Raw genomic sequence first — 9,992 nt, forward strand, 5'->3', positions numbered from 1 at the left:
CCGTCCGGCGATTGAGGACCGGGGTCTGGGGCGGAGCCCCAGTTTCGGGAAGGGGCGGGGAGGGGGAAAGATCCGCCGGACCCGCCCGCGGCGAGCCATCGGCGGGCGCCCCTCTCGGTAACCGGTTTGCTCCTGCTGTCCACCCCGGGTTAAGGTTGCTACACAACGACGCGGGGTGGAGCAGCTCGGTAGCTCGCTGGGCTCATAACCCAGAGGTCGCAGGTTCAAATCCTGTCCCCGCTACCACGACGGAAGGCCCGGATCCTCAAGGATCCGGGCCTTCCGTCTGTCGCCGTGGCGGGCGGCCTTACGGTCGCTGTCACGGCCTTACGGTCGTGATCCGCGCCGCTCGGGCCCCCTCGGGCCTCAGGCCGTGCAGTCGGGGCACAGCCCCCGGTACGTCACCTCGACCGCGGAGATCGCGAAGCCGTAGCGCTCCTGGGTGGGCAGGTCGGCGAGCAGGTCGCCGGAGGGGTGGACATCGCGGATCGTGCCGCAGCGCGCGCACACCAGGTGCTGATGCGCGTGATGCGCGTTGGGGTCGTAGCGCTTGGCTCTGCCGTCCGTGCTGACCTCGATCACCTCGCCGAGCGTGACGAGCTCGCCGAGGGTGTTGTACACGGTCGCGCGGGAGATCTCGGGCAGTCGCTCGGCCGCCAGCGCGTGGACTTCGTCGGCGGTGTAGTGCACGTGGTCCCCGTCGAGGACCTCGGCGACGACACGCCGCTGCGCCGTCAGCCTCCAGCCGCGTCCCCTGAGCCGTTCCAGCAGGTCACTCATGCCATTCACCTATCAGTCAGATAAGGACAAGGGTAGCAGCGGACGAGTCCTTGACCAGACCGGGTACGAGTCTCAAAGTGTTCTTGACTTAGACAATGTCCAATGTAGGATCGTGACCAGCCCCAGACCACGGGACAGAATGCGAGTACGCAGGAGGCGCACGTGACGGTCCAGGACAACATCACTGGTCCGCTGACCACGGAGTCCGGGGCTCCGGTGGCGGACAACCAGAACAGCGAGACGGCGGGCGTCGGCGGCCCGGTCCTCATCCAGGACCAGCACCTGATCGAGAAGCTCGCCCACTTCAACCGCGAGCGGATCCCGGAGCGGATCGTGCACGCGCGGGGCGCCGGTGCGTACGGCACCTTCACCGTGACCGCGGATGTGACGAAGTACACCCGCGCGACGTTCCTCTCCGAGGTCGGCAAGCAGACCGAGACGTTCCTGCGCTTCTCGACAGTCGCCGGCAACCTCGGCTCGGCGGACGCGGTGCGCGACCCGCGCGGTTTCGCGCTGAAGTTCTACACCGAGGACGGCAACTACGACCTGGTCGGGAACAACACCCCGGTGTTCTTCATCAAGGACGCCATCAAGTTCCCCGACTTCATCCACACCCAGAAGCGCGACCCGTACACCGGTTCGCAGGAGGCGGACAACGTCTGGGACTTCTGGGGGCTCTCGCCCGAGGCCACCCATCAGGTGACCTGGCTGTTCGGCGACCGCGGCATCCCCGCCTCGTACCGCCACATGAACGGCTACGGTTCGCACACCTACCAGTGGAACAACGCCGCGGGCGAGGTCTTCTGGGTGAAGTACCACTTCAAGACCGACCAGGGCATCAAGAACCTCACCGCCGCAGAGGCGGCCGAGACCGCCGGGCTGGACCCGGACAGCCACCAGCGCGATCTGCGCGAGGCCATCGAACGGGGTGACTTCCCGACCTGGACCGTGCAGGTGCAGATCATGCCGGCGGCCGACGCGGCGAACTACCGCTTCAACCCGTTCGACCTGACCAAGGTCTGGCCGCACGAGGACTACCCGCCGATCGAGATCGGCAAGCTGGAGCTCAACCGCAACCCGCGGAACATCTTCGCCGAGGTCGAGCAGTCGATCTTCTCGCCCGCCCACTTCGTGCCGGGCATCGGCCCGTCCCCGGACAAGATGCTCCAGGGCCGCCTGTTCGCGTACGGCGACGCCCACCGCTACCGCGTCGGCATCAACGCCGATCACCTGCCGGTGAACCGTCCGCACGCCGCCGAGGCGCGCACGTACGGCCGGGACGGCTTCCTGTACGACGGCCGTCACGCGGGCGCCAAGAACTACGAGCCCAACAGCTTCGGCGGCCCGGCGGAGACGGGCCAGGCGCTGTGGCAGCCGTCCCCGGTGTCCGGCCGTACCGGGGACCACGAGGCCCCCTCGCACGCCGAGGACGACGACTTCGTCCAGGCGGGCAACCTCTACCGGCTGATGTCGGACGACGAGAAGGAGCGCCTGATCGAGAATCTGGCGCAGTTCATCGCCAAGGTCTCCCGCGATGACATCGCGCAGCGGGCGATCGAGAACTTCCGCAAGGCGGACGCCGACTACGGCAAGCGGCTGGAGGCCGCGGTCCAGGCCCTGCGCGGCTGACGGACGCTTGCCGTATCAACCGAAGAGGCCGGACGCCGTTGGGCTCCGGCCTCTTCGTGTGCCGGTTCGGGTGCCGGGCGCGGTGTGCCGGGCCCTTACGCCGGTACGGGCTGGGGCGCCGGGGCCCAGCAGCGGATGATGTCGCGCACGGACACCACCCCGACCGGGTCGCCCGCGTCGAGGACGACCAGATGGCGGAAGCCGCCCTGGGACATCGCGCGGGCCGCCTCGTCCAGCGTCCACCCGGGGGCGGCGAAGACGACATCGGCGGTGGTGTGGTCGTGTGCGGTCTCCTGGTCGGGGTCCTGATCTGCCCCCAGGGAATTGAGGATGTCGCGCTCGGTGAGAATCCCCAGGCCGCTGGTGTCGGGATCGAGCACGATGGCCGATCCCACCCGGCGGGCCGACATCAGCCGAGCGGCCTGGCGGAGCGTATGCGCGGGGCCGATGGTGAGGACCACCGAGCTCATGGCGTCACGGACGTGCATGGGCATGGATGGAGCCACCTCCTTGGTGAATCCCAGATCCCATTAGAGAAAGGATTCACAAGTTCACAAGGTCTGGGATTCTCATGTTCACATGCCTCGGTGGGTCCAACAAGGGCGCGCGGAAGCCGATCTGCTGCTGAGGGCGCCCCGCGCTCCGGTTCATACTCCGGTCAGCCCCGGAAGGCCCCTCAGGGCCGCAGGTAGTCCAGCATCACCCCGTGCAGCAGCCCATTGGACGCCGCCGCGTCGCCGCTGTTCGGGCCCGGTACGCCGTCGAGTCCGGTGAAGCGGCCGCCCGCCTCCTGCACGATCACCGCGTTGGCCGCCATGTCCCACAGCGACAATTCCGGTTCGGCGCAGATGTCCACCGAGCCCTCGGCCACCATCATGTACGGCCAGAAGTCGCCGTAGCCACGGGTGCGCCAGCAGGCGCGGGTCAGATCGAGGAAGCCGTTCAGCCTGCCGCGCTCCTCCCAGCCGCTGAGCGAGGAGTACGCGAACGAGGCGTCGGAGAGGTTGCTCACCTTCGAGACCGCGAGCCGGCTCGCGGAGGACAGGCTGCGCCCGGTGTACGCCCCGAGCCCTTCGGCGGCCCACCAGCGCCGTCCCAGCGCCGGTGCGGAGACCACCCCGACCACCGGCCGGTCGCCGCCCTCACCGCGCTCCATGAGGGCGATCAGGGTGGCCCAGACCGGGACCCCGCGCACATAGTTCTTGGTGCCGTCGATCGGGTCGACCACCCAGCGCCGCGGACCGCTGCCCTCGCTGCCGAACTCCTCGCCGAGCACCGCGTCGCGCGGCCGGGCGCGCTGGAGCGAGGTGCGGATCAGCTCCTCGGCCGCCTTGTCGGCCTCGCTCACCGGCGTCATATCGGGTTTTGTCTCGACCTTGAGGTCGAGCGCCTTGAACCGCTCCATGGTGGTCGCGTCGGCGGTGTCGGCGAGAACGTGGGCGAGACGCAGGTCATCGTGGTAGTCGGGCATGGCCGAACAGTATCGACAGGAAAAGACGCGGAGCCACACGACTCCACAACGACCAGGGGACTCCGGCTGGACGGCCCGCCCGTGCGCGGCTCTTGACTTCATCTGGCGGCCCGTCAATTCTGTCGGGCACATGCCGGGCCGGGAGGCGACGATGCCCGCTCTGGGAGGCGACGATGCCCGCAGCGCGTGAATCCTTACTCGACGCGGCCTTCGCCGCGCTCGAGCGCCGTCCGTGGCCGAGGGTGAAGATGTCCGACGTCGCGGCGGCGGCCGGGGTCTCCCGGCAGACCCTCTACAACGAGTTCGGCAGCAAGGAGGGCCTCGCCCGCGCTCTGGTGCGGCGCGAGGCCGACGCGTATCTGTGCGGGGTCGAGCGGGCGCTGTCCGGGGTGTCCGGCGCGGCGGCCCCCAGGGAGCGGCTGGCCGCCGCGGCGGTGTGGACGGTCCGCTCGGCGGCCGGGAACCCGCTGGTGCGGGCGGTGCTCACGGGCTGCTGGAACGAGCGGCTGCCGACGTCCGTAAGGACGACACCGCCGGGGGAGCCGGAGCCGGAGCCGCTGCCCGCGCCCGGCGAGCTGATCGGCGAGGCGCGGGACCGGGCGGTGCGGCTGCTGGAGGGTGACTGGCCGCCCGGCGCGGTCGAGCTGCCGCTGGCCTGTGAGGCGGTCGCGCGGCTGGCCCTGTCGTACGTGGTGGCGCCCGCCCCGGCGGCGGACGTGGCCCGTATGGTGCGCACCGTGCTGGCCTGAGCCGGTCCGAGGGGGCGGCCGGGTCTCAGCGGGCGGCCGGGTCTCAGCGGAACGATGGCCTCAGCGGGCCGACGGTCTCAGCGGGCCGACGGGTCTCAACGGACCGATGGCCTCAGTGAGCCGAGCCGGAGAGCTGTAGCCCTATCACGCCGACGATCACCAGCGTGATGGAGATGATCTTGAGGGTGGAGACGAGGTCGCCGAGGAAGACCATGCCGTAGATCGCGGTCCCGGCGGCCCCGATCCCCGTCCACACCGCGTACGCGGGCCCCACGTCGAGCTTCTTCAGGGACAGCGTCAGCAGCCCGAAGCTGCCGAGCGCGAACGCGCAGAAGGCGATGGTCGGCCAGAGGCGGGTGAAGCCGTGCGAGAGCTTGAGGCAGACGGCGAAGCCGGTTTCGAGTAGCCCGGCGACCACGACCAGCAGCCACGCCATAGAGATGCCCTCCCGTGCCGCCGTGGGCTGCCGTCGCCCGGGGCATCCCCGGTCGCCTGGATTGCCTGAGTCGCCTCGATTGCTTGATGCGATTATCCATTTACCGCCCGGCTGGAGCGGCAAACACGCTCCCGGGCAGGGCCTAGTCGCCCTCCCGCCGCTCGCGGGTGGCCAGCAGTCGCCGCAGGGAGTAGAGCCGGGCCGGTTCGGCGTGGCCGTCGGCCACCCACTGGTCCAGCGCGCAGTCCGGCTCGTCGTGGCTACAGGCGCGCGGGCAGCCCTCGGTGCCCGGCTCCAGGTCCGGGAAGGCGTGGATGACCCGCGTCGGGTCCACGTGGTGCAGCCCGAAGGACCGCACGCCCGGGGTGTCGATCACCCACCCCTTGGCGTCCGGCAGGGGGAGGGCGAGCGCGGAGGTGGTGGTGTGGCGGCCGCGGCCGGTGACCGCGTTCACCCGGCCGGTGGCCCGCTGGTGGTCCGGGACCAGCGCGTTCACCAGCGTCGTCTTGCCGACGCCCGAGTGGCCGACGAAGACGGTGATCCGGTCCGTCAGCCGCGCCCGCACCCGGTCGGCGGCGTCGCCGTCGGCCAGCTCGTCGCGGCTGGTGACGACATAGGGGACGCCGAGCGGCTCATAGGTCTTCAGCATGTCGTCGGCGGGCGCCAGATCGGACTTGGTGAGGACGAGCAGCGGCTCCAGGCCCGCGTCGAAGGCGGCCACCAGACACCGGTCGATCAGTCGCGGGCGCGGCTCCGGATCGGCCAGGGCGGTCACGATCGCGAGCTGGTCGGCGTTGGCGACCACCACCCGCTCGTAGGGATCGTCGTCGTCGGCGGTCCGGCGCAGGACGGAGGAGCGCTCCTCGACCCGGACGATCCGGGCGAGCGTGTCCTTGTCGCCGGAGAGATCCCCGACGATCGCGACCCGGTCGCCGACCACGACGCCCTTACGGCCGAGCTCGCGGGCCTTCATGGCGGTGATGGTGCGGTCCTCGACCAGGACCGTGAGCCGGCCGCGGTCGACCGTCAGCACAAATCCCTCGGTGGCGTCCTCGTGTTTGGGGCGGATGTTGGTGCGCGGCCGGTTGCCCTTGCGGTTGGGGCGGATCCGAACGTCGTCCTCGTCGGTGTGCTTGCCGTAGCGGCGCATGAGTCCAGGCTCTCAGGATCTCCGCGCCGAGGTCGTCGTCGCGTCGAGCATGCCGGTCCACAGACCGGGGAAGTCGGGGAGGGTCTTGGCGGTGGTCGCCACGTTCTCGACCAGCACGCCGTCGACGGCCAGGCCGAGGACGGCGGCGGCGGTGGCCAGCCGGTGGTCCTCGTAGGTGTGGAAGATCCCGCCGTGCAGCGGGCGCGGGCGGATCCGCAGGCCGTCCTCGGTCTCGGTGACGTCCCCGCCCAGCTCGTTGATCTCCTTGGCGAGGGCGGCGAGCCGGTCGGTCTCGTGGAGCCGCAGATGCGCGATGCCGCGCAGCACCGACTCCGAGTCGGCCAGCGCCGCGACCGCCGCGATCACCGGGGTGAGCTCGCCGACCTCGTGCAGATCGGCGTCGATCCCGGTGATCCGGCCCGTTCCGGTGAAGGTCAGACCGGTGTCGGTGAGCTCGCAGGAACCGCCCATCTCGGTGAAGATCCGGCGCAGTTCGTCCCCGGGCTGGGTGGTGCGCTCCGGCCAGTCCGGGATCGTCACCCGGCCGCCGGTGACCAGGGCGGCGGCCAGGAACGGCGCCGCGTTGGACAGATCGGGCTCGACGACCAGGTCGCGGCCGAGCAGCGCGCTCGGCGCCACCCGCCAGACGCCCCGCTCGCCGCCCGCCTCCGGGGTGTCCACCCGCGCGCCCGCCGCGCGCAGCATGTCCACGGTCATCCGGATGTGCGGCAGGGAGGGCAGCGCGGCGCCGATGTGACGCACCTCGACGCCCTGGTTGAAGCGCGGCGCGGACAGCAGCAGCGCGCTCACGAACTGGGAGGACGACGAGGCGTCGACGCGGACCGGGCCGCCGTCCAGCGCCCCGCCGCCGTGCACGGTCATCGGCAGCGCGCCGCGGCCGTCGTCGTCGATGCGGGCGCCCAGGGCGCGCAGCGCGTCGATCACGCCGTGCAGCGGGCGCTCGTGGGAGCGGGGGTCGCCGTCGAAGTGGACGGGGCCGTCGGCCAGGGCGGCGACCGGCGGCAGGAAGCGCATCACGGTGCCGGCGTTGCCGACGTCGATGGTGGCCGGGCCGTGCAGCCCCGCCGGGATGACCCGCCAGGCCTCTCCACCGCCGGAGGGGCCGCTGGAGCCGAGGGCGCCGTCGGACACCGTCTCCTCGATGCCGACGCCCATGGCGCGCAGGGCGGCGGCCATCAGGAGGGTGTCGCGGGAGCGGAGCGGGCGGCGCAGCCAGCCGGGTTCGGCGGCGAGCGCGGCCAGGATCAGACCGCGGTTGGTGACCGACTTGGATCCGGGCACGGTGACGGTCGCGTCGACCGCTCCATCGGCGGTCGGAGCGGGCCAGAGGGCGGCGTGGTCGCCCGGGGAGGTCTCAATGCCGGTCATGGGTCTCACTTTAGTGGTTCGCCCAGAGTGCCAATCTTGATCGAAAGTGGCGAAACCCAGTCGAAACACGGCGCTGCTACAAGGCGCCCACGAGGTGTCGGCGGTGGCGCGCCGGGTGCTCGTACGGGGGTCACGGTCCCACCAGCGGGGTCACAGCCCCATCAGCCAGCGCCCTCCGGCGAGCAGCGAACACAGCGAGACCACGTGGAAGAGCAGCAGCCAGGCGCCGGCCGGAATGCCCGTCAGCCGGGCGAGCTGGTCGGGGTCGGAGTCGTACGCGCCGCCGTGACGGCGCTTGCGCTGGAGCTCGAAGGCCGGACGCACGCCCCCCAGGAGGAGGAACCACACCACGGCGTACGCGAACCCCGCCTGGACGTCCGGCCCGGTCAGCCAGGAGACGAGGAAGAAGGCGGCCCCGCTGATGACGACCGTAAGGACGCCATAGGCGTTGCGGATCATCACCAGCATCGCGACCAGCAGCGCCGTCGTTCCCCACAGCAGCAAGGTGATGTGGTTCGCCGCCAGCAGCCAGGCGCCGCCGAGGCCCAGCAGGGACGGGGCGGTGTAGCCGGACGCCGCGGTGAGGATCATGCCCAGGCCCGTGGGCTTGCCGCGCGAGACGGTCAGCCCCGAGGTGTCCGAGTGCAGCCGTATGCCGTCCAGCCGCCGCCCGCTGAGCAGGGCGACCACGGCGTGGCCGCCCTCGTGGGCGATGGTGATGGCGTTACGGGCTATTCGCCACGCCGTGCGGAAGACCACGACCGCGAACGCGATCACGCCGGTGGAGACGACCAGCCAGGTGGTGGGGTCGGGCTGGGCGCCGGTCACCCGGTCCCACAGATCGGCGGCGTTCGTTGCGTCCATGTGCGGGCGGCTCCTCGCGTCGGTAGGGGTCGTGGCAGTGTGGCACCTATGTGCGGTCGATACGCAGCGAGCCGGAGGCCGGAGGATCTCGTCGGGCTCTTCGGAGTGGAGAAGTGGGAGCCGGAGGAGACTCTGGCGCCGGACTGGAACGTCGCGCCCACGAAGGACGTGTACGCGGTGCTCGAGCGTCCCCTTAAGGACGCCGCCGAGCCGCGCCCGGTTCGCCAGCTGAGGGCGCTGAAGTGGGGGCTGGTGCCGTCCTGGGCGAAGTCCCCCGAGGGCGGCGCCAAGATGATCAACGCACGGGCCGAGACCGTGCACGAGAAGCCGTCCTACCGGCGCCCGTTCGCCTCGCGGCGCTGCATCCTGCCCGCCGACGGCTACTACGAGTGGGTCACCGCGGCGGGGGAGCGGCAGCTGGAGGAGAAGGGCAAGCGCAAGCGGCCCCGCAAGCAGCCGTACTTCGTGACCCCGGTGGACGGCTCGGTGATGGCCATGGCCGGGCTGTACGAATTCTGGCGGGACCGGACGCTGCCGGACGAGCACCCCCGGGCGTGGTGGGTCACCTGCACGGTGATCACCACCGAGGCGGACAAGGAGCCCTTCGGGGGCGCGGCCCGGGACGAGGGGCCGGGCTCGCTCGCCGAGATCCACCCGCGGATGCCGCTGGTCCTCACCGAGGACCGCTGGGCCTCCTGGCTGGACCCGGGCCGCACCGACCCCGACGACCTGCTGCCGCTGCTGGCACCGCCGCCCTCCGGGCTGCTGCGGGCCTACCCGGTGGCCACCGGGGTGAGTGATGTCCGTAACAACGGCCCCGAGCTGCTCGAGGAGCTCGAGGCCCCGGAGGAGGGCACGCTGTTCTGATGGCCGCGAAGAAGACGGATGAACCTCAGGTCACCACCGAGATGGTGGCGACCCCGGCCGGGGACGCCCGGATCACCTGGCACCACGCCCCCGGCGCCCATGCCCTGCTCGCCGCCGGCCACGGCGCCGGCGGGGGCATCGAGGCGCGGGACCTGCGCGCGCTGGCCGGGGCGCTCCCCGGGCTCGGCGTGAGCGTCGCGCTGGTCGAGCAGCCGTGGCGGGTGGCGGGCAAGAAGATCGCGCCCGCCCCCTCGACCCTCGACACCGGATGGCGTGCCGTATGGCCCGCGCTGGAGAAGGCCGGGCTGCCGATCGTGGCGGGCGGCCGCAGCGCCGGGGCGCGGGTGGCCTGCCGGACCGCGACGGAGCTGGGCGCGAAGGCCGTGCTGGCGCTGTCGTTCCCGCTGCACTCGCCGGGCAAGCCGGAGCGGTCCCGGGCCGCGGAGCTGCTGGCCACGGGCGTGCCGACGCTGATCGTCCAGGGCGGCCGGGACCCGTTCGGGCGACCGGAGGAGTTCCCGGAGCTGCCCGCGGCCATGGAGCTCGTGGAGGTGCCGTACGGCGATCATGTCTTCGGCCTGCCGAAGTCGGCGGACCTCGACGAGCCCGCTGCGCTCGCTCTGATCACCGGGGCCGTCACCGACTGGCTGCCGCGCG

The 9,992-nt window shown here is 71.5% G+C and carries 11 protein-coding genes and 1 tRNA gene; 5 read left to right on the plus strand and 7 right to left on the minus strand.

Annotated features, from left to right (window positions below; translation table 11 throughout):
• The first annotated feature begins 169 nt into the window (after positions 1–169).
• Positions 170–246, plus strand: a tRNA-Met gene (locus GWI24_RS32935).
• A 120-nt stretch (positions 247–366) separates the two neighbouring features.
• On the opposite strand, the gene GWI24_RS32940 is transcribed toward GWI24_RS32935, so the two are convergent.
• Positions 367–780, minus strand: a complete 414-nt coding sequence (locus GWI24_RS32940) for a Fur family transcriptional regulator (protein WP_210949717.1) — start codon at positions 778–780, stop codon at positions 367–369.
• A 162-nt stretch (positions 781–942) separates the two neighbouring features.
• On the opposite strand from GWI24_RS32940, the gene GWI24_RS32945 reads away from it, so the two are divergent.
• Positions 943–2,409: a catalase gene (locus GWI24_RS32945; protein ID WP_210949718.1), complete on the plus strand. Its 1,467-nt coding sequence runs from the start codon at positions 943–945 to the stop codon at positions 2,407–2,409.
• A gap of 95 nt (positions 2,410–2,504) precedes the next feature.
• Here the strand turns inward: GWI24_RS32945 and GWI24_RS32950 are convergent, their stop codons facing one another.
• Both GWI24_RS32950 and hisN read right to left on the minus strand, forming a co-directional pair.
• Positions 2,505–2,897, minus strand: a complete 393-nt coding sequence (locus GWI24_RS32950; RefSeq protein WP_210949724.1) for a cyclic nucleotide-binding/CBS domain-containing protein — start codon at positions 2,895–2,897, stop codon at positions 2,505–2,507.
• A 188-nt stretch (positions 2,898–3,085) separates the two neighbouring features.
• Complete coding sequence (hisN, locus tag GWI24_RS32955; RefSeq protein WP_037952348.1) at positions 3,086–3,880, minus strand: histidinol-phosphatase; 795 nt, start codon at positions 3,878–3,880, stop codon at positions 3,086–3,088.
• A 173-nt stretch (positions 3,881–4,053) separates the two neighbouring features.
• On the opposite strand from hisN, the gene GWI24_RS32960 reads away from it, so the two are divergent.
• Positions 4,054–4,629 carry a TetR/AcrR family transcriptional regulator gene (locus GWI24_RS32960; RefSeq protein WP_210949719.1) on the plus strand — a complete coding sequence of 192 codons (576 nt, stop codon included), beginning with the start codon at positions 4,054–4,056 and terminating at the stop codon, positions 4,627–4,629.
• 112 nt (positions 4,630–4,741) lie between these two features.
• Here GWI24_RS32960 and GWI24_RS32965 read toward each other — a convergent pair whose 3' ends face one another.
• The 4 genes from GWI24_RS32965 to GWI24_RS32980 form a co-directional block, all read right to left on the minus strand.
• Positions 4,742–5,065, minus strand: a complete 324-nt coding sequence (locus GWI24_RS32965) for a multidrug efflux SMR transporter (protein WP_138913911.1) — start codon at positions 5,063–5,065, stop codon at positions 4,742–4,744.
• A 142-nt stretch (positions 5,066–5,207) separates the two neighbouring features.
• The gene (gene rsgA / locus GWI24_RS32970) at positions 5,208–6,215 is read right to left on the minus strand and encodes a ribosome small subunit-dependent GTPase A (RefSeq protein ID WP_210949720.1); all 1,008 of its coding nucleotides are present in this window, start codon (positions 6,213–6,215) and stop codon (positions 5,208–5,210) included.
• 12 nt (positions 6,216–6,227) lie between these two features.
• Positions 6,228–7,604 (minus strand): 3-phosphoshikimate 1-carboxyvinyltransferase, encoded by a 1,377-nt coding sequence (aroA, locus tag GWI24_RS32975; RefSeq protein ID WP_210949721.1) that lies wholly within the window; start codon positions 7,602–7,604, stop codon positions 6,228–6,230.
• Between the two features lie 150 nt (positions 7,605–7,754).
• Positions 7,755–8,468 carry a M50 family metallopeptidase gene (locus GWI24_RS32980; protein ID WP_210949722.1) on the minus strand — a complete coding sequence of 238 codons (714 nt, stop codon included), beginning with the start codon at positions 8,466–8,468 and terminating at the stop codon, positions 7,755–7,757.
• Positions 8,469–8,516: 48 nt separating this feature from the next.
• On the opposite strand from GWI24_RS32980, the gene GWI24_RS32985 reads away from it, so the two are divergent.
• Positions 8,517–9,335, plus strand: a complete 819-nt coding sequence (locus GWI24_RS32985) for an SOS response-associated peptidase (protein ID WP_037952359.1) — start codon at positions 8,517–8,519, stop codon at positions 9,333–9,335.
• Positions 9,335–9,992, plus strand: a 658-nt coding sequence (locus tag GWI24_RS32990; RefSeq protein ID WP_210949723.1) for an alpha/beta family hydrolase, incomplete at its 3' end; no start/stop codon positions are given. The genes GWI24_RS32985 and GWI24_RS32990, both read left to right, overlap by 1 nt.

The sequence above is a fragment of the Streptomyces sp. MK37H genome, assembly GCF_018035285.1.
GTDB classification, from domain to species: Bacteria; Actinomycetota; Actinomycetes; order Streptomycetales; family Streptomycetaceae; genus Streptomyces; species Streptomyces endocoffeicus.

Bases quoted from the DNA above. Each gene is read 5' to 3' on its own strand.
- GWI24_RS32940 (WP_210949717.1), bottom strand. From the start codon at position 780: ATGAGTGACCTGCTGGAACGGCTCAGGGGACGCGGCTGGAGGCTGACG.
- GWI24_RS32950 (WP_210949724.1), bottom strand. From the start codon at position 2,897: ATGCACGTCCGTGACGCCATGAGCTCGGTGGTCCTCACCATCGGCCCC.
- hisN (WP_037952348.1), bottom strand. From the start codon at position 3,880: ATGCCCGACTACCACGATGACCTGCGTCTCGCCCACGTTCTCGCCGAC.
- GWI24_RS32960 (WP_210949719.1), top strand. From the start codon at position 4,054: ATGCCCGCAGCGCGTGAATCCTTACTCGACGCGGCCTTCGCCGCGCTC.
- GWI24_RS32965 (WP_138913911.1), bottom strand. From the start codon at position 5,065: ATGGCGTGGCTGCTGGTCGTGGTCGCCGGGCTACTCGAAACCGGCTTC.
- rsgA (WP_210949720.1), bottom strand. From the start codon at position 6,215: ATGCGCCGCTACGGCAAGCACACCGACGAGGACGACGTTCGGATCCGC.
- aroA (WP_210949721.1), bottom strand. From the start codon at position 7,604: ATGACCGGCATTGAGACCTCCCCGGGCGACCACGCCGCCCTCTGGCCC.
- GWI24_RS32980 (WP_210949722.1), bottom strand. From the start codon at position 8,468: ATGGACGCAACGAACGCCGCCGATCTGTGGGACCGGGTGACCGGCGCC.
- GWI24_RS32985 (WP_037952359.1), top strand. From the start codon at position 8,517: ATGTGCGGTCGATACGCAGCGAGCCGGAGGCCGGAGGATCTCGTCGGG.